Genomic DNA, 19,895 nt, shown 5'->3' with positions numbered 1-19,895 from the left:
GCAAGGGGATCGGCGCGGCTGATCAGCGTCCCGCGGTCCCCGGCGTCGGCTGAGTCGTGCCCCCGCCCGGCGTCGGCAGGTCCAGCACCGTCGACCGGCGCAGCCGGTGCATCAGGAACGCGGTGCCGAGGCGCGTGCGACCGAAGCCCTGCAACGGGTCGAACCCGAGATCGGCCCTGATGATGTCGCACCGCGCCTGCAGCGTGCTGTGGTGGACGTTCAGGGAGCGCGCCGCCTCGCGCACGGTCTGCGTCGTGACGAGCGCGGCGACGGTCTCGAGCGCCCAGGGGTGCTGCGCGACCGCGTCGAGGTTGTCGGCGTAGTCGTGCCGCGCGTCGTCGTCGGCGTCGGCCAGCAGCTCGACCAGCCCGCCGTAGGCGTCGGCGGCGACCATCGGTTCGCGCGGCGCGGCGCACAGCCGCAGCGCCACGACGGCGCTGCGGAACGACCGGTCGAGCCGGTCTGCAGGTGCGGGGACGCCGATCCCGCACGGCGAGGCCCCGGAACGGCTCGTGGGTCTCGGGGACGACGACGGCGTGGATCGGGCCGAAGCGGGTGCCGATCACGTCCTCCGGTCCGGTGGGGCGGCCCTCCCAGACGGCGAAGAGCGGTGCGGCCACGATCCGGTAGCGCCGGGAGGCGACCAGGCCGAGGGCACCGGCCGCCTCGAGCCGCTCCTCGGCGGTGCTGCCTCGCTCGGTGAGCACCCCCAGGTGGCGACGGTTGTCGATCTCGCGCAGTCCCCGTCCGTGCCGGATCCGCACGGCGAGGGCGAGGCGCTCCAGGATGATGGCGTCGTTGGCCGCGGGCTCCCCGTCTCGTTCGAGCCACACGGTCATCCCCCCACCCACCTGCGCGACGAGGTCGTCACGCACCGGCGGCGCCGGGTCCTGGGCGACCTGCCCCCTCGGGGTGATCCGCATCGCCCGCTGGGCATCGGCCTGCCGGAACCCGGACGTGCAGCCGGCGAGCGAGGCCGCGGCCGCGAGCAGCGCCCGGGTGTTGACGTTGCCCACGATGAGCTCGTCGAAGCAGGCGATCACGCGCAGCCCCAGGCTCGAGGTCGGGTCGAGGCGGGCGATCCGCCCGAGGAGCTCTTGCATCTCACCCGTCCCTTCGCTGTCGCGGCCGCCGGCACTCAGTCGGCAAGGATCTTCTCGACCCAGGCGTTGCGCGTGTGGATCATCGAGCGGCCCACGCTGGTGTGGGGGGCGAAGATGTCGCAGGCGTGGAAGGCGCCCGCCCAGACGTGCAGCTCGGCGTCGCCGCCGGCGCGCCAGATCCGGGAGGCGTAGTCGATCGCCTCGTCGCGGAAGATCTCGGCGGCCCCGACGTCGATGAAGGCCGGCGGGAGGCCGCCGAGGTCGCTGGCCCGGGCCGGAGCGGCGTACGGCGAGACGGCGTCGCCGCCGCGCCGGTCGCCGAGCATCGCGTCCCACCCCGTCTGGTTGCTGACGCGGTCCCACACGCCCACGCCGTCGAACTGGGCGGTCGAGGCCGTGACCAGGCGGTCGTCGAGCATCGGGTAGTCGAGGACCTGGCCGCACAGGCGTGGCCCGCCACGGTCGCGCGCGGCCAGGGCAAGACCTGCCGCGAGGCCGCCGCCGGCGCTGGCGCCCGCCACCATGATCCGGTCGCGGCGCACGCCGAGCTCGCCCGAGCTCGCTGCCACCCACTCGAGCGCGGCGTACATGTCCTCCCACGGGAAGGGGTCGGGGAACTCCGGTGCCAGCCGGTAGTCGACGGTGACCAGGGTGGCGCCGAGCTCGCTGACCCAGTCCAGCACCAGGTCGAGCCCGCTGAACTTGTCGCCGAACATCAGTCCGCCCGAGTGGGCGTACAGGACGGTGGGCCGGGGGCCGCTGGCGTCGCGCGAGCGCAGCACGGCCGCGGTGAGGTCGGCTCCCTGGTAGCCCGGCAGCACCACGTCGGTGACCTCGATCCGCCGGTCACGGAACGGGTCGGCCATCGGCGGTGAGGCGTACGAGACGCGCATGAAGTCGATGAGCTCGGGCGTGATCGTCGGCGGGAACATGCCGCCGACGACCGCCAGGCCCGCCCGCAGCTCGGCGTCGAACGCAGGCCTCGGCACCGCGTTCGTCGTCATGCTCGGAGTCTATTCGTGGGCCTGCGCTCGGTCGCCCGCCACGTGGCGGGAGATCGGCGGGGATCTGCGCCGCGGCGTCGGTTGTGGTGCCCGTCACACGACCGCGAGGGTGGGGGTCCCCGAGGAAAGGAAAGTTCCATGAGCGACAAGCTGGCTGCCGCGGTCGACGCCGTCGTCCAAAGCGTCTCCCGAGGACCGGTCTCCGGAGAGGGGCGGGTGCCTGGTGTCGTCGCCGGCGTCACCGACCGCGACTCCGACATCTACCTCGGCGCCTCCGGGGTGCGGGACCTGTCGTCCGGCGCCGCCATGACCACCGACTCGGTGTTCAACATCTGGTCCACGACCAAGGCGATCACCGGCGCGGCCTGCCTGCAGCTGGTCGAGTCCGGCGACCTGGACCTGCAGGCGCCCGCCAAGGAGTACGCGCCCGCCCTCGCCGACGTGCAGGTGATCGAGGGCTTCGACGCGGACGGCCAGCCGGTGCTGCGCGCGCCCGCCAGCGACCTCACCACCCACCACCTGCTGACCCACACGGCGGGCTTCGGGTACGACTTCTTCAACGAGACCTACCTGCGCCTGGCCCAGGAGCACGGCCAGCCGAGCGTCGCCACGGCCAGCCGGGCCGCGCTGCGGACCCCGCTGCTCTTCGACCCCGGCACCCGGTGGGAGTACGGCAGCAACATCGACTGGGCCGGCCAGGTCGTGGAGGGCATCACCGGCAAGCGGCTGGGGGAGGTGTGCCAGGAGCGCATCTTCGAACCGCTGGGCATGACCTGCTCGACGTTCGCCCCGAGCGAGGAGATGCTGGCCCGCAAGGTCCGGCACCACCAGCGCGAGGAGGACGGCACGCTCACCCCGAGCGACTTCGCCGCGCCCATCGAGCCCGAGGTCGACTTCGGGGGCCACGGCCTCTTCTCGACCGTGCCCGACTACCTGAGGTTCATCCGGATGTGGCTCAACGAGGGGCGCAACGGCGCGGGCGAGCAGGTGCTGTCGCCCGCCTCGGTCGACCTCGGCTTCCGCAACCAGCTCCCCGACCACCTGCGGGTGACGATGCTGCCCGGCGTCATCAAGGCGCTGTCCAACGACGCCGAGTTCTTCCCGGGGCTCGAGAAGACCTGGTCCTACACCTTCCAGTACACCCAGGACCCGTTCCCGACCGGACGGCCGACCGGGGCCATCGGCTGGGCGGGCCTGGCCAACCTCTACTACTGGATCGACCGCGACAACGGCTTCGGCGGCTACTGGGCCACGCAGATCCTTCCGTTCGCCGACGGTCCGGCGTTCACCGGCTTCGTCGACTTCGAGACCGCGGCCTACGACGCCGTCGCCAAGGGGTAGAGCCGGGCGAGGGTCAGCGCACGACGTCGTAGCAGAGCTTCTGCACGCCGTTGGCGTACGCCGCGCTCTCGACGAGCTCCAGCTTCTGCCGGTCCTTGTCGGTCTCGCTCCACATCCGCTTGCCGGCACCGAGGACCCACGGGAACACCAGCAGGTGGTAGCGGTCGAGCAGCCCGGCGTCGGCGAGGCCGCGGGCCAGGCTCGCCGAGCCGTGGATCGAGATCGGGCCGCCGTCGGTCTCCTTGAGCGCGGCGACGTCGTCGACGGAGCGCAGGATCGTGGTCTCCCCCCAGTTCGTGACGAGGTCGTCCTCCTCGAGGGTGGTGGAGACGACGTACTTCGGCATCGCGTTGTACTTCGGGAACTCCTCGGTCATGGAGGGCCACACCGGCGCGAACGCCTGGTAGCTGACCCGGCCGAGCATCAGCGCGCCCGCCTCCTCCTGTTCGCGGCCCTTGAGCTCGTAGACCTCCGGGAGGAAGTCGATGCCCTGGAAGGTCCAGCCGCCGTTGCGGTAGCCGTCCTCGGGGCCGGGGGCCTGGACGACGCCGTCGACGGAGACGAAGGCGGTGTAGATCAGGGTGCGCATGGGTGACCTCCGGGGTCGGGATGGGGGCGCTGACATCCTCTCCACGAACGGGGCAGCAGCGGTACGACGGGCCGGCCGGATCTTTTTTCGGTGATTTCCGCGGGCCGTGACGCCGCCGGCTTGTCCTCAGGTCGGCTTGAGGTTCTACCGTCACCGACATGAGCATGGAGTCGATCGCCTGGAACCAGGTGTACCGGGGGATGCACGGGCCGGACGAGGAGCGGGCGTTCAGCGCGGCGACCGCGCGGCGGATCCTGCGCTTCGCGCGCCCGCACCGCCGCAAGCTGGTCGGGTTCGTGGTGCTCAGCGTCGTGACCTCCGGGCTCGCGGTCGCGACGCCGGTGCTGGCCGGGCGGGTCGTCAACGCGATCGTGGCCGGTGACGAGCGCGCGGTGGTCGTCCGCCTGGCGGCCGCGATCGCGGTGCTGGCGGTGCTCGACGCCGCCTTGGGGCTGGTGTCGCGCTGGCTGTCCTCGAGCATCGGCGAGGGGCTGATCCTCGACCTGCGGACCGCGGTCTTCGACCACGTCCAGCAGATGCCGGTCGCCTTCTTCAGCCGGACCCGCACCGGGGCGCTGGTCAGTCGGCTCAACAACGACGTGATCGGGGCACAACGGGCCTTCAGCCAGACCCTGTCCGGGGTCGTCGGCAACCTGGTCACCCTGGCGCTGACCCTGGTCGTGATGCTCGGCATCTCGTGGCAGGTCACGCTGCTCGCGCTCGTCCTGCTCCCCGTCTTCGTCGTCCCGGCGCGGCGGATGGGGCGACGGCTGGCGGGCATCCAGCGCGAGGCGGCCGACCACAACGCCGCGATGGGCAACCAGATGACCGAGCGCTTCTCGGCGCCCGGCGCCACGCTGGTCAAGCTGTTCGGGCGTCCCGAGCAGGAGTCGGCGGAGTTCGCTGCCCGAGCCCAGCGGGTCGCGGAGATCGGCGTGCGCACGGCGATGGTGCAGACCACCTTCGTCACCGCGCTCACCCTGGTCTCCGCGCTGGCCGTCGCCGTGGTCTACGGCCTCGGCGGCACCCTGGCGCTGGCGGGCACGCTCGACGCGGGTGACGTGGTCGCCCTGTCGCTGCTGCTCACCCGTCTCTATGCACCCCTGACCGCGCTGGCGAGCGCCCGGGTGGAGGTGATGAGCGCGCTGGTCAGCTTCGAGCGCGTCTTCGAGGTGCTCGACCTCGAGCCACTGATCCAGGACCGCGCCGACGCCCGACCGGTGCCCGCCGGCCCGGTCGCGGTCGAGCTCGACGACGTCCGGTTCGCCTACCCGTCGGCCGACAAGGTCTCGCTCGCCTCGCTCGAGGCGGTCGCCACGCTCGACACCCGCGGCGGTGAGGAGGTGCTGCACGGCATCTCCCTGCGCGCCGAGCCCGGGCAGGTCGTGGCCCTGGTCGGCTCCTCGGGCGCCGGGAAGTCGACGATCGCGCAGCTGGTGTCCCGGCTGTACGACGTCGACGCGGGCGCCGTACGCCTGGCGGGGGTGGACGTGCGGGACCTCACCGCCGACTCCATCCGCGCCACGGTCGGCATGGTCACCCAGGACGGGCACCTGTTCCACGACTCCATCCGCGGCAACCTGCTGCTGGCTCGCCCGGAGGCCACGGAGCAGGAGCTGTGGGACGCGCTGAGCCGGGCCCGCCTCGCCGACCTGGTCCGTGCCCTGCCCGACGGCCTGGAGACGGTGGTGGGGGAGCGCGGCTACCGGCTCTCCGGCGGCGAGCGGCAGCGGCTGACCATCGCGCGGCTGCTGCTCAAGCAGCCGCAGGTGGTGATCCTCGACGAGGCGACCGCGTCGCTGGACTCGACCTCCGAGGCCGCGGTGCAGGCGGCGCTCGGGGAGGCGCTCGCGGGCCGTACGGCGCTGGTGATCGCGCACCGGCTCTCCACGATCCGGGCGGCCGACCTGATCGCCGTCGTCGAGGACGGGCGGATCGTGGAGCGGGGGACCCACGCGGCCCTGCTCGCCGCGGGGGGCCGCTACGAGGAGCTGTACCGGACCCAGTTCGCCGAGGACGCGCCGGTCGCGGACCTCCGTGGAGATCTGCCCACCGATCGTGTATCTTGATATCAAGAGATATCGGGAGTCCGGTGTCCGCAAGACTTAGGTCAGCCTCACTATCCGATCCGCCGTTCGCGGCGGCAGGATGCAACAGGAGACCTAGCGACCACGATGAAGTCGATGAGGACGGAGACGCGATGGCCAGCAAGAACAGCTTCGGCGCCAAGAGCACCCTGGACGTGGACGGCAAGTCCTACGAGATCTTCCGCCTCGACGCGGTCAAGGGAGAGGGCCTCGACGTCGAGAGCCTGCCCTTCTCGCTGAAGGTGCTGCTCGAGAACCTGCTCCGCACCGAGGACGGCGCGGACATCACGGCCGAGGACATCAAGGCCCTCGCCGGCTGGGACGAGACCGCCCAGCCCGACAAGGAGATCCAGTTCACGCCCGCGCGCGTGATCATGCAGGACTTCACCGGCGTCCCCTGTGTCGTCGACCTCGCCACCATGCGCGAGGCCATGGCCGACCTGGGTGGCGACGCCACCAAGATCAACCCGCTCGCGCCGGCCGAGATGGTCATCGACCACTCGGTCATGGCCGACGTCTTCGGCACGCCCGAGGCCTTCGCCCGCAACGTGGAGATCGAGTACGAGCGCAACCGCGAGCGCTACCAGTTCCTGCGTTGGGGCCAGGGCGCCTTCGACGACTTCAAGGTCGTCCCCCCGGGCACCGGCATCGTCCACCAGGTCAACATCGAGCACCTCGCCCGCACGGTGTTCACCCGTGAGGTCGACGGCGAGCTGCTGGCCTACCCCGACACCTGCGTCGGCACCGACTCGCACACCACCATGGTCAACGGCATCGGCGTCGTCGGCTGGGGTGTCGGCGGCATCGAGGCCGAGGCCGCGATGCTCGGCCAGCCGGTCTCCATGCTGATCCCGCGCGTGGTCGGCTTCAAGCTGTCCGGCGAGCTGCCCGAGGGCTCCACCGCCACCGACCTGGTGCTCACCATCACCGAGATGGTCCGCAAGCACGGCGTCGTCGGCAAGTTCGTCGAGTTCTACGGTCCCGGTGTCGCGGCCCTGCCGCTGGCCAACCGCGCCACCATCGGCAACATGTCGCCCGAGTTCGGCTCGACCATCGCGGTCTTCCCGATCGACGAGGAGACCACCACCTACCTGCGCCTGACCGGCCGCTCCGAGGAGCAGATCGCGCTGGTCGAGAAGTACGCCAAGGAGCAGGGCCTCTGGCTCGACCCCACCGCCGAGCCGCGCTACTCCGAGAAGCTCGAGCTCGACCTGGCGACCGTCGTCCCCTCGATCGCCGGACCCAAGCGCCCCCAGGACCGGGTCCTGGTGTCCGAGGCCAAGCAGTCCTTCCGTACCGCGCTGGTCGACTACGCCGGCGAGGTGCAGGACACCAAGGGCTACGACGAGGCCGTCGACGAGTCCTTCCCGGGCTCCGACGCCCCCTCGCACGACCCGGCGCAGTCCAACGGCGAGGACGCCCCGGGCGCCCACCTCTCCGCTGCGGCGACCGACGGTGGCCGGGCCTCCACCCCCGTCCAGGTCACCCTCGAGGACGGCACCACCTTCACGCTCGACCACGGTGCGGTGACGATCGCCTCGATCACCTCGTGCACCAACACCTCCAACCCGTCGGTCATGATCGGCGCCGCGCTGCTCGCCAAGAAGGCGGTCGAGAAGGGCCTGACCCGCAAGCCGTGGGTCAAGACCACCCTCGCGCCCGGCTCGCAGGTCGTCTCCGACTACTACGACAAGGCCGGCCTGACGCCGTACCTCGACAAGCTCGGCTTCAACCTGGTCGGCTACGGCTGCGTCACCTGCATCGGCAACTCCGGCCCGCTCATCCCCGAGGTCTCCGCCGCGGTCAACGAGAACGACCTCGCCGTCGTCTCGGTGCTCTCCGGCAACCGGAACTTCGAGGGCCGGATCAGCCCTGACATCAAGATGAACTACCTGGCCTCCCCGCCGCTGGTCGTCGCGTACGCGCTGGCCGGCTCGATGGACGTCGACCTGTTCAACGACGCGCTGGGCAACGACACCGAGGGCAACCCGGTCTACCTCAAGGACATCTGGCCCTCGCCGGCCGAGGTCGAGGAGACCATCCGGGGCGCGATCAACTCGGAGATGTTCGCCGAGTCCTACGCCGACGTCTTCAAGGGCGACGAGCGCTGGCGCTCGCTGCCCACCCCCGAGGGCAACACCTTCACCTGGGACGAGGCGTCGACGTACGTCCGCAAGGCGCCGTACTTCGACGGCATGCCCGACCAGCCGGCCCCGGTCACCGACATCTCCGGTGCCCGCGTGCTGCTCAAGCTCGGCGACTCGGTCACCACCGACCACATCTCGCCGGCCGGCTCGATCAAGGCCGACTCGCCCGCGGGCAAGTACCTCACGGAGAACGGCGTCGCCCCGCGCGACTTCAACTCCTACGGCTCGCGCCGTGGCAACCACGAGGTCATGATCCGCGGCACGTTCGCCAACATCCGCCTGCGCAACCAGATCGCGCCCGGCACCGAGGGCGGCTTCACCCGTGACTTCACGGCTGCCGACGCCCCCGTCACCACGGTGTACGACGCCTCGGTCAACTACCAGGCCGCGGGCATCCCGCTCGTCGTCCTGGCCGGCAAGGAGTACGGCTCCGGCTCGTCGCGCGACTGGGCGGCCAAGGGCACCTCGCTGCTGGGCGTCAAGGCGGTCATCGCCGAGAGCTACGAGCGCATCCACCGCTCCAACCTCATCGGCATGGGCGTCATCCCGCTGCAGTTCCCCGAGGGCCAGAACGCCGAGTCGCTGGGCCTGACCGGCGAGGAGACGTTCGCGATCGCCGGCATCACCGAGCTCAACGCGGGCACCACCCCGTCGACGGTCAAGGTCACCACCGACACCGGCGTGGAGTTCGACGCCGTGGTCCGCATCGACACCCCCGGCGAGGCGAACTACTACCGCAACGGCGGCATCATGCAGTACGTCCTGCGCAACCTGCTGCGCGGCTGACCTGCCGCATCTGCTGCACCTGCTCGACCCGACGGCCCGTCCCTCCTTCAGGGACGGGCCGTCGGTGGTTGGAGCGGTGGTGGAGCGGCCTCAGCGGATCCTGCGGGTGGTGCGGGAGGTGGCCACGCTCGGCGCGTACCCGTCGTGACGGGCCGTGACCTCGACCATGACGTGCGTGCCGCGCAGCCTCTTGGTCAGCCTCAGCCGGGACTGCTGGGCGCCGGCGATCCGCTTGCCGTCGGCGAACCACTGGTAGCTCAGCTGCACTCCGCTCGGCGTGACGCGTCCGGGCTTGGCGAGGAGAACCTTGCCCACCCGTCGACTGCCGAGGATGGCCGGTGCCTTCACGTCGATCCGACCGGCGCGCACGGTGACGGCGTCGGAGGTCACCACGCGGTCGTCGTAGCCCTCCTTGGAGGCCCGCAGCTGGACGGCGAGCGGCTTGCCGAGGTCCTGGGGGCGGACCTGGAAGCTCGCTGCGGTGGCGTCCGGAACGGGTTCACCCGCCACCAGCCACTGGAAGGCGAAGCGCACGCCGCTCTCCCAGCGGCCGGTGGCCGCCGTGACCTGCTGCCCCACCGCTGCGTCGCCGGAGACGACCGGTGCCACGGCGGCCAGCGTGCCGCGGGGCGCCTCCAGCGGGCGGTCCAGATCCACCGAGGTCACGGTGTTCAGCTCGGCGAAGTAGGGCAGGGCGTCCAGCTGGACGTCGATGACCGTGAACGTTGCCCGGTCGGCGTGCTGGGCGTAGGCCCGGAAGGTCGCGATCCCGCGGGCATCGGCGACCGAGGTGAGCTCGCTCGTGCGGCCGTCCGCGACCAGTCGTGCGGTGACCTTCGCCCCGGCGGCGGGCCGGCCGTCGGCTTTGGCGATCCGCACATCGGCGTCGACCCGCCACGGCGTGGTCGGGCCCGGCGTGTCCAGGCTGGTGGTGGTGGCGGCGATCGAGGTGATCGCCAGCTGGGAGGCCTCGCGCTGGTGCACCCGGACCTGGTCGAGCGCCCAGTAGTAGCTGTTCTCCCCGTAGTAGCGGAAGCGGAGCTGGAGCCCGGTCGCTCCGGCAGGCGGGGTGAGGTCGATCCTCTCGAAGCCGTTGGTGTTGTGCAGCGAGCCGTCGCCGTACTCGCGGACGAGCTGCGGCTCGGCGCCGTCCCACACGGCGTAGACCTGCCCCACCTGCCGGGAGCCGTCCCACTGGTAGTTCGTCGCGTAGCTGACCTCGACCCGTCCGGCGCCGTTGATGGGGTAGGTGGGGCTGACCAAGGTGGAGTCGAACGGCCCGTTGTTCGGGAGGTCGTCCCACTCGTCGGAGTCGGCCACAGCGAACACGTCGCGCATCCGCACCGAGGACTCTCGCTTCTGCTTGAGCTCGACGTTGGTCCAGAACTCGTCCGTGGTGAAGGTCCAGCCCCGCAGCTCGGTGACGCCGTCCTCGGGCATCGCGCTGTTGTCGATGGACCAGCCCTCGGGCGCCTGGTGGGTCCAGCCGAGCACGTCAGCCCCCGGCCTCGTCTCGTCCACGCGGGTCTGCAGGTGGGGTCGAACGGAGTCGAAGTCGTCTCCGACGAGCTCGGTGATCGGGGCTCCGTCCAGCTTCCAGGCGGGGTCGATGGTGACGTCGAGGTGGTCGAGGACCGACGGTGCGATGTCGACGCTCTTGATGTCGTAGCGTCGTTGGGCTGCGTCGATGCCGTCGCCGACGGCGACGACGAACGATCCCCGTTCCGCCGGGGTGTTGCCGCCGTGTCCGCCCGTCGAGGTGTGACCGTGGTCGTTGGTCACGATGATCTGCCAGTTCTCCTCGCCGTAGGTGGCGCGGTCGCGGACGGCGTCGAGGATGGCGCCGATCCGCTCGTCGGCCTCGGTCAGGGCCGTGCGGTAGGCGGCGCAGGTGTGCCCACAGCTGTGACCAGCGCCGTCGACCTCGTCGAGGTGGACGAAGACCGCATCGGGATTGCCGTTGCGCAGCAGGTCGGTGGCCTGTGCGGTCGTCTCGGTGTCGTCGGGCTGGGGCAGGCGGACGTCGGCGCCGGTGAGGATCGTGCTGGGGATCGGGCCCCAGGTGCCGACGACCAGCGTGGACAGCCCGGAGTCGGCCCGCTCCAGGCGGGTCATGTAGTCGGGGTAGTTCGCGCGGTCCGCACCCTCGAAGGAGTTGTCCACGACACGATGCTTGTCCGGCCACACGCCCGTGGCGATGGTGGACCACCCGGGGCCGGAGACGGTCGGTGCCATGGGCTCGGCGGGCAGGTTGAAGGTGGAGGTCGCGCCGGCTGCCATGAGGGCGTTCAGGTTCGGCAGGTCGAGTCCCTGCCAGACGTCCAGCATCGCGCCGTCGACGCCGATCACGAGGGACTTGTTGGCGCGCGTCCCGTCCGGCAGTCCGTTGTAGGCGTCGGCCCAGGCGCCGGACGCTTGGGCGACGGTGAGCGGGACCAGGGCGGCCGCGGCCAGCCCCGCGGCTGCGCGCCGGGTGCGGCGGTTCTGCGATGTCATCTGGTTTCTCCGTGGGTCGAGGGGGGTTCGGTCGCAGGCGCGACAGCCAGAACGCTGCCGACGACCTGGCGCTCCAGCAATCGTGTTCCCCTTCTTGTTCAGACAAGTTGGTTCGCGGCTTCCCTGCCGATCACGGCCGTTCACCGGACCTATCCGGATCGGTGACGATTGATCTCGCGGGAGCAGAGGCAGGCAGGGCCGCGCCTGTCTGGACAGGCTGTCCCCCGCGTGACCCCGTCGACGGTCAAGGTCGCCACCGGTTCTCCGGGCCTCGGGTGTGCCACGCTGGACGCATGGTCGTCGCCGTCGTGGTCCTGGCACTCGGACTCCTGGCGCTCGCGCTGCTCACCGGGATCGGCGAACGCCGGCGCGGTGCCGGTGGGGCGGTGGTGGTCGTGGCCGGCCTCTTCTTCCCGCTGGCCTGGCTGGTCTGGCACCTGCGCGACGAGCAGCCGTACCGCCGGGGGGCGGCACCGCTGCACTGACTACGGTGGACGCATGCTCGTCGCGTTCAGCATCAGCCCCTCCAGCTCCGACGACACCGGCGGCGTGTCCGAGGCGGTGGCCGCCGCGGTCCGGGTGGTCCGGGAGTCCGGGCTGCCCAACGAGACGACGTCGATGTTCACGACGATCGAGGGGGAGTGGGACGAGGTGATGGCGGTCGTGAAGCAGGCGGTCGACGTCGTCGCCGCGACCTCGCCGCGCGTCGGGCTGGTCCTCAAGGCCGACATCCGGCCGGGCTTCACCGGTGAGCTGGCCGCCAAGGTCGAGCGGGTCGAGCGGGCGCTCGAGCGGTGAGCCAGCCGCCGTTCCCTCCGCCACCTCCTCCTCCACCGCCGCCACCGCCCGGGTTCCCGCCACCGCCCGGGTTCCCGCCGCCGGCCTTCCCCCCACCCGGCTTCCCGCCTGCGCGGAAGCGCTCGCCGCTGCCGGTCGTGCTCGCCGTGCTGGCCGCGGTCCTGGTCATCGCGACCGCGGTCCTGGTGCCGCTCGTGCTGGCGAAGGACGACGAGTCCGACGCCGGCGACGACGGGGAGCAGCCGCTCGACACGAGCAGCCTCGACGCCGTGCGGGAGTACCCCGGACTCACCAACCAGCACGTCGCGCCGGGCGAGGAGCCGGACTACCCGCAGTCCCCGCCCGTGGGAGGCGACCACGCGCCGTACTGGATCGAGTGCGGGGCGTACGACGAGCCGATCCCGGAGGCCAACGCCGTCCACGACCTCGAGCACGGGACCGTGTGGCTGACCTACCGTCCTGACGACGTCGACGCCGCGGGCGTCGACCAGCTGACCGGGCTGCTGCCGGCCAACGGCATCCTGTCGCCGTACGACGACCAGGAGGCGCCGGTCGTGGTCACGGTCTGGGGCCGCCAGCTCGCGCTGACCGGCCCGGACGACCCGCGGATCGCCCTGTTCGTCGCGCAGTTTGGAGCGGGTGACACCGCGCCCGAGCCGTTCGCGTCGTGCAACGGGGGAGTCGACCCGGCCGACCTGCCGCCGGTCGGGGGACCGGTCGTCTGATCAGCGCTCGAGCACCAGCTGCCAGGCGAAACCCACCCGGTTGAAGGGCTCGCGGTCACACAGCTCCAGCTCGAGGGCGAGCAGCTCGTCGCGGAAGGCAGGGTCGTGCTTGGCGGCCTCGTCGACGAGCAGGTCGTTGGCGATCCGGTTGCCGAACAGGCCGCGGACCCGCAGTCCCGCGGCCTGCGCCTCGTCCCGCGCATCGGTCCAGCGGACCTTGCGGGCCGTGGTCCGGAAGGTCTCGACGCCGGCGCGCTCGGCGTGCAGCTCCTCCAGCGCCGCTGTCGGGCCGTCGTTCAGCAGGGAGCGCAGCACCCGGCCGTCCGGGTTCACCTCGACCAGCGACAGCCGCCCGCCGGGGCGGACCCGGCTGGCCAGTGCCGCGACGTCGCCGGCCCCGGCGGGCCGGTAGCGAAGCACGAAGTGGCACAGCACGAGGTCCCACTCGCCCTCCGGCAGGTCGTCGAGCCCGCCGGCCAGCGTCGACATCGCGACCCCGGCCGCGGCGGCCCGCCGCTCTGCCTCGGCGAGCCATGCCGGGGACGGGTCGACGACCGTCACGTCGTGGCCAGCGAGGGCCAGCGGCAGTGCGTCCTGCCCGTCGCCGCCGCCGACGTCGAGGACCCGAAGCCGCCCTCCGAGCGCTGCGGCCTGGCGACGGAGCACCTCGCCGACCACGGCGTACCGGATCCGCGCCCACGGGGTCCGCGCATACTCCTGCCAGGCCGCCAGCTGCTCGTCGAACAGGTCCGTCACACCGTCAGTCTCGACCACGCCGCGACGAGGGCTAGGGTCGGCACGTGACCTCCCTCACCGTGATCCCTGTTCCCGGCCACGGCGCGGAGGACGTCGTCGTGGCGACGTCCGGCCCCGACCAGGGCTGTGTCTTCACCGGCACCGAGGACGGCGCGATCTTCCGGGTCAGCGCCGACGGCGCGAAGGTCGACCGGGTCGCGCACACCGGTGGACGGCCGCTCGGCATCGAGTTCGCGACCGACGGCCGGCTGCTCGTGTGCGACGCCCACCGCGGCCTGCTCTGGGTCGACCCGGCCAGCGGCGAGGCCGAGCTGATCACGGCCGAGGTCGAGGGCCGGGCGATGGTGTTCTGCAACAACGCGGCGATCGCCGCCGACGGCACCATCTGGTGGTCCGACTCCTCGACCCAGTTCGGGATCGCCCGGTGGAAGGACGACTTCGTCCGCAACACCCGCACCGGCCGGCTGATGCGCCGGGACCCCGACGGCACCGTCACGGTCGTGCTCGACGGGCTGGCGTTCGCCAACGGCGTCGCGCTGTCGGCCGCCGGCGACTTCGTCTGCGTCGCCGAGACCGGCGCCCGCACGGTCGTGCGGCACTGGATCAGCGGTGAGAAGGAAGGCAACCGCGACTTCCTCGTCACCGACCTGCCGGGCTACCCCGACAACATCGCCCGTGGCTCCGACGGCCTGATCTGGATCACCATCGCCAGCCCCACCGACCCGCTCGTCGAGCGGCTGCAGCGCGGCCCGATGGCGCTGCGCAAGCTGGCCACCCGGCTGCCGGAGGAGTTCCAGCCGAAGCCGAGGCAGACCGTCCGCGTCGTGGCGTACGACGAGCACGGCACCCTGGTCCACGACCTCGACCTGCCTGCGGGGAAGCACGGCGCGGCCTACCACATGGTGACCGGCGTACGGGAGCACGAGGGCCGGGTCTGGCTGGGCAGCCTGCACGAACCTGCGATCGCGTTCGCCGACCTGTGACCGCCTAGACTGGCCGCCATGCCTGTCCTCGAGAACATCACCTCCCCGCGTGACCTGCGGACCCTGTCCGAGGACGAGCTCACCCAGCTGGCGGCCGAGATCCGCGACCTGATGATCCGCACCGTCGCGACCAACACCGGTCACCTCGGGCCCAACCTCGGCGTCGTCGAGCTGACCCTCGCGATCCACCGGGTCTTCGACTCGCCGCGCGACAAGATCGTCTTCGACACCGGTCACCAGTCCTACGTCCACAAGCTCGTCACGGGCCGCGCCGCCGGCTTCGACACGCTGCGGCGTGAAGGCGGCCTCAGCGGCTACCCGAGCCAGGCCGAGTCCGAGCACGACCTGGTCGAGAACTCCCACGCGTCGACCGCGCTGAGCTACGCCGACGGCATCGCCAAGGCGTTCCGGATCCGCGGCGAGGACCGGCACACCGTGGCCGTGATCGGCGACGGCGCGCTCACGGGCGGCATGGCCTGGGAGGCGCTCAACAACATCGCGATCCAGCACGACTCGAAGCTCGTGATCGTGGTCAACGACAACGGTCGCTCCTACACGCCGACCATCGGCGGGCTCGCGACCGCGCTGACCAGCCTGCGCACCAACCCGCGCTACGAGCACCTCCTCGACAGCGTGAAGCGCCGGCTGACGGCGGTCCCCGGCGTCGGCGCGGCGGCCTACGACGCGCTGCACGCGATGAAGAAGGGGCTCAAGGACGCGCTCGCCCCGCAGGGCCTGTTCGAGGACCTCGGCCTCAAGTACGTCGGCCCGGTCGACGGGCACGACCGCGCGGCCATGGAGCAGGCGCTCGGGCAGGCCAAGCGTTTCGGCGGACCGGTCATCGTGCACGCGATCACCCGCAAGGGCTTCGGCTACGACCCGGCCGAGCGGCACGAGGCCGACCAGTTCCACGCTCCCGGCCCGTTCGACGTGCAGACCGGAGCCGAGAAGCCCAAGGGCCCGATCTGGACCGACCACTTCGCCGAGCACGTCGTTGAGATCGGCGAGCGCCGTCCCGACGTCGTCGCGATCACGGCCGCGATGATGCACCCGGTCGGGCTCGACAAGTTCCAGGCCAGGTTCCCGGAGCGCACCTTCGACGTCGGCATCGCCGAGCAGCACGCCACGACCTCCGCGGCCGGCCTGGCCATGGGCGGGCTGCACCCCGTCTTCGCGGTCTACGCGACCTTCCTCAACCGCGCCTTCGACCAGGTGCTGATGGACGTCGCGCTGCACAAGTGCGGCGTCACGTTCGTGCTGGACCGTTCCGGTGTCACCGGCGACGACGGAGCCAGCCACAACGGCATGTGGGACATGTCGATCCTGCAGGTCGTGCCGGGTCTGCGGCTGGCGGCGCCCCGCGACGTCACGCGGATGCGTGAGCTCCTCGACGAGGCGGTCGAGGTCACCGACGCGCCCACCGTCGTCCGGTTCCCGAAGGGCCCACCGCCCGAGGACGTCCCGGCGATCGGTACCGAGGGCGGATGTGACGTCCTGGTCCGCAACGGTGCCCGCGACGTGCTCGTCGTCTCGGTCGGCTCGATGGCCTCGGTCGCCGTCGACGTCGCCCAGCGGCTGGTCGACCAGGGCATCGGCGTCACGGTCGTCGACCCCCGGTGGGTCAAGCCGGTCGACCCCGCGCTCGTCGAGCTCGCCCGCACCCACGCCCGCGTCGTCACCATCGAGGACAACGGCGTGGTGGGCGGCGTCGGCGCGGTGCTGCTGCAGACCCTCGCGGCGGCCGACGTCCGTACCCCGGTGCGGATCCACGGCATCCCGCAGGAGTTCCTCGACCACGCCAAGCGGGCCGCGATCCTCGAGCGGATCGGTCTCACCCCTTCGGCGATCGCCCTCGAGGTCCTCCACGACATCGCTCGGGACGGCGTCGAGGAGCCCGCTCCGGAAGGACGGGCACTCCTCGATGTCGACGGTTCGCGCTAGGAGCCTGGCCGCAGTCCTGCCGCTCCTCCTGCTCCCGCTCGCCGCCTGTACCGACGACCCGCCGCCGCCGTACGCCGGCAGCGGGTACGACGACGTCGCGACGCTGATGCAGAGGACCCTCGACAAGCGGGCGCGCGGGCTGCGCACCCACGACATCGCCCGGTTCCGGCGCGCCCTGGACCGCTCCGACGCGGGTCTGGTCGAGGAACAGCAGGTCTACTTCGACAACCTCGCCCAGCTGCCGGTGGGCGAGCTCCACTACGAGCTCGCCACCGAGACGATCACCCCGGTCGAGGGCAGCGAGGACTACTGGGTCGAGGTGGTGCTCAGCCTCGGCCTCGACGGCTACGACACCGCGCCGTCCCGGACCCGAGACAGGTTCCTGTTCACCCCGGCCCGCGACGGCCGCCGACTGCTCATCACCTCGACCACCGACGACACGTGGGAGGCCGCGCACCCCGGCAACGTGCAGCCGTGGGACGTCGGTCCGGTCCGGGTCGAGCGGTCCGTGGGCGTCCTCGGCATCTTCGACGACACGACGGTGCGTCGCGCCGGCACGGTGCTGGACGCGGCCAGCAGCGGCCGCTCCGACGTGCGCAGCACGATCGGGTCGACCAGTGGCGCCACCCCCTCGGGCGTGGTCGTGTACGCCGTGGGCGACCCGGCGTTCCTGCACGGCCTCACCGACCAGACCGTGGGCGACCCCGACCGCGCGGACGGCCTCACGATCGCCGTGCCCGTCGACAGGACCGACCCCCGCCAGGGCGTCGCGTCCTACCGGGTCTTCCTCAACCCGCGTGTCCTGGACCAGCCCTCCGGCGTGCTCGGCCGGCTGGTGCGCCACGAGCTCACCCACGCCACGCTCGGCTCCCGCGGCCGCGGCGCACCGCTGTGGCTCAGCGAGGGCGTCGCCGAGTACGTCTCCGTCCAGCCGATGACACCGGCCCGCCGCCGGCTGCCCGCCCGGGCGCTCGACCTCGCCGCGACGGTCACCGACCTGCCGGGTTCCGCCGAGTTCGGCGGTCCGGACGCCGAGGGCTGGTACGCCGTGTCCTGGTGGGTGTGTGAGTACGTCGCCAGCGTCTACGGCGCGCCGATGCTCTTCGTCCTGCTCGACCGCCTCGCCGACGGGGCCGACCAGGCGCAGGTGCTGCCCGCAGTCCTCGGCGTCGGTCCCGCGCAGCTGGCCCAGCGCGGTGTGGGACTGATGGAACGCACCTACTCGGGCCAGTAGCGGCCAGTAGCCGGTGGCGGAACCGGCTCGACGGGGCGACCACTAGGCTTTCCGTGTGACCTCATCGCCCCGCCTCGTCCACATCGTCGACGAGGTGCCCGAGCTGGAGGGCGTCGAGGACCTCGCGCTCGTGGTCGCGCTCGACGGCTTCCTCGACGCCGGCAACGCCGGCGCGCTCGCGTCGCGCCACCTGGTGCGGACCGGTGCGTTCTCCACCGACGGCGGGGGCGTCGTGGTCGCGACCTTCGACGTCGACCAGCTCCACGACTACCGCGCGCGGCGCCCGCCCCTGACCTTCGCGCGCGACCACTACGAGGGCTACGAGGCGCCGCGGCTGGTCGTCCGGATGCTGCGCGACTCCGGCGGGACGCCGTACCTGCTCCTGCACGGACCGGAGCCCGACATCCGCTGGGAGGCCTTCTGCCGCGGCGTGCGCGAGGTCGTCCAGCGCTTCGGCATCACGCTGGTCGTCTCGATGGGCTCGGTCCCGATGGCGGTGCCGCACACCCGGCCGATCGCGATCACCCACCACGCCAACAACCCCGACCTGCTCACCGGCACCAGCCCGTGGCGCGGCGAGCTCCGGGTGCCGAGCAGCGCTCAGGCACTGCTCGAGGTCCGGCTCGGCGACTGGGGCCACGACGCTCAGGGCTTCGTCGCCCACGTGCCCCACTACCTCGCCCAGCTCGACTACCCGCGCGCCTCGGTGTCCCTGCTCGAGCAGGTCGAGCTCGCCGCCCGGCTGACCATCGACCTCTCCGAGCTGCGTGAGTCCGCCGACGACCGCGAGGAGGAGATCGGCCGCTACCTCTCCGCCAACGACGAGGTCCAGGACGTCGTCACCGCGCTGGAGCAGCAGTACGACACCTTCGCGCGTGCCGAGGAGGAGGGCAGCAGCCTGCTCGCCGAGGACGAGCCGCTGCCGACGGGCGAGGAGATCGGCCGCCAGTTCGAGCAGTTCCTGGCCGGCCTCGAGGGGCCCGACGAGACCGGAGGCGCGTGATGACCGAGCCCAAGACCGAGCGCGTGATGGGGGAGGCGACCCGGAAGCTGGTCGCCCTGCTCGACCTCGAGCAGCTCGACACCGACCTGTTCCGTGGCCAGCAGCCGGAGACCATCCGCCAACGCGTGTACGGCGGCCAGGTGGCCGCCCAGTCGCTGATCGCCGCGTCACGGACGGTCGAGGAGGGGATGCAGGTGCATTCGCTGCACTCCTACTTCCTGCTGCCCGGCGACTACAACGTGCCGATCATCTACGACGTCGAGCGGATCCGCGACGGCAAGTCGTTCGCGACCCGACGGGTGCTCGCCCGTCAGCACGGCCGCCCGATCTACTACCAGTCGCTCAACTTCCAGCGTGCCGAGGACGGCCTCGAGCACCAGGACGTGATGCCCGCGGTCAAGCCGCCCGAGGACGGTCTCGACCTGATGGCGCTGATGGCCGAGCGCGGCGCCGACGACGGGCTGAGCAAGGAGTGGGCCGCGCTCGACGTGCGCTGGCTCGGCAACTCCGCCCATGGCCTGGAGCCGGACCCGATGCACCCGTCGCGGACCCAGGTCTGGATCCGGGTCGACGGCCGCCTCAGCGACGACCCGCTGGAGCACCTCGCGACGTTCACCTACGCCAGCGACGTCTCCCTGCTCGGCGCGACGCTCGCCGCGCACCCCGAGCACGGGCCGCACCAGGTGCAGATGGCCTCCCTCGACCACACCATCTGGTTCCACCGGCCGTTCCGGGCCGACGAGTGGTGGCTCTACGACCAGTGGTCCCCCTCGGCGAGCGGCGCCCGCGGCCTCGCCCTGGGCCGGATCTTCACCCAGGACGGCACCCTGGTCGCGACGGTCGCGCAGGAAGGCCTGATCCGGCCAAGGACGCAGTAGCCCGCGAGGAACGAGCGGGCTGCG

16 protein-coding genes are annotated in these 19,895 nt (G+C 71.8%); 11 read left to right on the top strand and 5 right to left on the bottom strand.

Features of this window, described 5'->3' with window-relative positions; all coding sequences use genetic code 11:
• Positions 1-22: 22 nt before the first annotated feature.
• Together KU893_RS00505 and KU893_RS00500 are read right to left on the bottom strand one after the other, a co-directional pair.
• Entirely contained in the window at positions 23-430 is a 408-nt protein-coding gene (locus tag KU893_RS00505) for a helix-turn-helix domain-containing protein (protein WP_218232345.1), read from the bottom strand.
• A gap of 708 nt (positions 431-1,138) precedes the next feature.
• Positions 1,139-2,107, bottom strand: a complete 969-nt coding sequence (locus tag KU893_RS00500) for an alpha/beta hydrolase (protein WP_218232344.1) — start codon at positions 2,105-2,107, stop codon at positions 1,139-1,141.
• A 138-nt stretch (positions 2,108-2,245) separates the two neighbouring features.
• On the opposite strand from KU893_RS00500, the gene acmB reads away from it, so the two are divergent.
• Positions 2,246-3,448, top strand: coding sequence for a methyl acetate hydrolase AcmB (acmB, locus tag KU893_RS00495; protein WP_218232343.1), 1,203 nt, complete (start codon positions 2,246-2,248; stop codon positions 3,446-3,448).
• A gap of 13 nt (positions 3,449-3,461) precedes the next feature.
• On the opposite strand, the gene KU893_RS00490 is transcribed toward acmB, so the two are convergent.
• Positions 3,462-4,037, bottom strand: a complete 576-nt coding sequence (locus tag KU893_RS00490) for a dihydrofolate reductase family protein (RefSeq protein WP_218232342.1) — start codon at positions 4,035-4,037, stop codon at positions 3,462-3,464.
• Positions 4,038-4,195: 158 nt separating this feature from the next.
• Between KU893_RS00490 and KU893_RS00485 the strand changes: the two genes are divergently transcribed.
• Positions 4,196-6,106 carry an ABC transporter ATP-binding protein gene (locus tag KU893_RS00485; RefSeq protein WP_218232341.1) on the top strand — a complete coding sequence of 637 codons (1,911 nt, stop codon included), beginning with the start codon at positions 4,196-4,198 and terminating at the stop codon, positions 6,104-6,106.
• A gap of 131 nt (positions 6,107-6,237) precedes the next feature.
• Positions 6,238-9,057 carry an aconitate hydratase gene (locus KU893_RS00480; protein ID WP_218232340.1) on the top strand — a complete coding sequence of 940 codons (2,820 nt, stop codon included), beginning with the start codon at positions 6,238-6,240 and terminating at the stop codon, positions 9,055-9,057.
• A 90-nt stretch (positions 9,058-9,147) separates the two neighbouring features.
• On the opposite strand, the gene KU893_RS00475 is transcribed toward KU893_RS00480, so the two are convergent.
• Positions 9,148-11,553, bottom strand: coding sequence for an alkaline phosphatase family protein (locus KU893_RS00475; protein WP_218232339.1), 2,406 nt, complete (start codon positions 11,551-11,553; stop codon positions 9,148-9,150).
• A 293-nt stretch (positions 11,554-11,846) separates the two neighbouring features.
• Here KU893_RS00475 and KU893_RS00470 point away from each other — a divergent pair, with 293 nt between their 5' ends.
• The 3 genes from KU893_RS00470 (at position 11,847) to KU893_RS00460 (ending at position 13,076) form a co-directional block, all read left to right on the top strand.
• Entirely contained in the window at positions 11,847-12,038 is a 192-nt protein-coding gene (locus KU893_RS00470) for a hypothetical protein (protein WP_218232338.1), read from the top strand.
• A gap of 13 nt (positions 12,039-12,051) precedes the next feature.
• Positions 12,052-12,351 (top strand): thiamine-binding protein, encoded by a 300-nt coding sequence (locus KU893_RS00465; RefSeq protein ID WP_218232337.1) that lies wholly within the window; start codon positions 12,052-12,054, stop codon positions 12,349-12,351.
• A gap of 137 nt (positions 12,352-12,488) precedes the next feature.
• Positions 12,489-13,076: a thioredoxin-like domain-containing protein gene (locus KU893_RS00460; protein ID WP_218232336.1), complete on the top strand. Its 588-nt coding sequence runs from the start codon at positions 12,489-12,491 to the stop codon at positions 13,074-13,076.
• Here KU893_RS00460 and KU893_RS00455 read toward each other — a convergent pair whose 3' ends face one another.
• A complete protein-coding gene (locus KU893_RS00455; protein ID WP_218232335.1) occupies positions 13,077-13,832 on the bottom strand; it encodes a class I SAM-dependent methyltransferase in 756 nt (251 codons plus the stop codon).
• Between the two features lie 44 nt (positions 13,833-13,876).
• Here KU893_RS00455 and KU893_RS00450 point away from each other — a divergent pair, with 44 nt between their 5' ends.
• From KU893_RS00450 to KU893_RS00430, 5 genes are read left to right on the top strand one after another with little or no spacing between them, the layout of a single operon-like run.
• Positions 13,877-14,815, top strand: coding sequence for an SMP-30/gluconolactonase/LRE family protein (locus tag KU893_RS00450; RefSeq protein WP_218232334.1), 939 nt, complete (start codon positions 13,877-13,879; stop codon positions 14,813-14,815).
• A gap of 18 nt (positions 14,816-14,833) precedes the next feature.
• Positions 14,834-16,756, top strand: a complete 1,923-nt coding sequence (dxs, locus tag KU893_RS00445; protein WP_218232333.1) for a 1-deoxy-D-xylulose-5-phosphate synthase — start codon at positions 14,834-14,836, stop codon at positions 16,754-16,756.
• Complete coding sequence (locus KU893_RS00440; RefSeq protein ID WP_218232332.1) at positions 16,737-17,990, top strand: gluzincin family metallopeptidase; 1,254 nt, start codon at positions 16,737-16,739, stop codon at positions 17,988-17,990. The genes dxs and KU893_RS00440 overlap by 20 nt, the downstream gene beginning before the upstream one ends.
• 55 nt (positions 17,991-18,045) lie before the next feature.
• A complete protein-coding gene (locus KU893_RS00435) occupies positions 18,046-18,993 on the top strand; it encodes a proteasome assembly chaperone family protein (RefSeq protein ID WP_218232331.1) in 948 nt (315 codons plus the stop codon).
• Positions 18,993-19,871: an acyl-CoA thioesterase gene (locus KU893_RS00430; RefSeq protein ID WP_246591394.1), complete on the top strand. Its 879-nt coding sequence runs from the start codon at positions 18,993-18,995 to the stop codon at positions 19,869-19,871. Before KU893_RS00435 ends, KU893_RS00430 begins: the two co-directional genes overlap by 1 nt.
• The last annotated feature ends 24 nt before the right edge of the window (positions 19,872-19,895 follow it).

Origin of the sequence: Nocardioides daeguensis, assembly GCF_019192965.1 — a bacterium.
GTDB lineage: Bacteria > Actinomycetota > Actinomycetes > Propionibacteriales > Nocardioidaceae > Nocardioides > Nocardioides daeguensis.
This window is presented reverse-complemented; position numbering and strand designations above follow the sequence as displayed.

Bases quoted from the DNA above. Each gene is read 5' to 3' on its own strand.
- KU893_RS00500 (WP_218232344.1), bottom strand. From the start codon at position 2,107: ATGACGACGAACGCGGTGCCGAGGCCTGCGTTCGACGCCGAGCTGCGG.
- acmB (WP_218232343.1), top strand. From the start codon at position 2,246: ATGAGCGACAAGCTGGCTGCCGCGGTCGACGCCGTCGTCCAAAGCGTC.
- KU893_RS00490 (WP_218232342.1), bottom strand. From the start codon at position 4,037: ATGCGCACCCTGATCTACACCGCCTTCGTCTCCGTCGACGGCGTCGTC.
- KU893_RS00485 (WP_218232341.1), top strand. From the start codon at position 4,196: ATGAGCATGGAGTCGATCGCCTGGAACCAGGTGTACCGGGGGATGCAC.
- KU893_RS00480 (WP_218232340.1), top strand. From the start codon at position 6,238: ATGGCCAGCAAGAACAGCTTCGGCGCCAAGAGCACCCTGGACGTGGAC.
- KU893_RS00475 (WP_218232339.1), bottom strand. From the start codon at position 11,553: ATGACATCGCAGAACCGCCGCACCCGGCGCGCAGCCGCGGGGCTGGCC.
- KU893_RS00470 (WP_218232338.1), top strand. From the start codon at position 11,847: ATGGTCGTCGCCGTCGTGGTCCTGGCACTCGGACTCCTGGCGCTCGCG.
- KU893_RS00465 (WP_218232337.1), top strand. From the start codon at position 12,052: ATGCTCGTCGCGTTCAGCATCAGCCCCTCCAGCTCCGACGACACCGGC.
- dxs (WP_218232333.1), top strand. From the start codon at position 14,834: ATGCCTGTCCTCGAGAACATCACCTCCCCGCGTGACCTGCGGACCCTG.
- KU893_RS00440 (WP_218232332.1), top strand. From the start codon at position 16,737: ATGTCGACGGTTCGCGCTAGGAGCCTGGCCGCAGTCCTGCCGCTCCTC.
- KU893_RS00430 (WP_246591394.1), top strand. From the start codon at position 18,993: ATGACCGAGCCCAAGACCGAGCGCGTGATGGGGGAGGCGACCCGGAAG.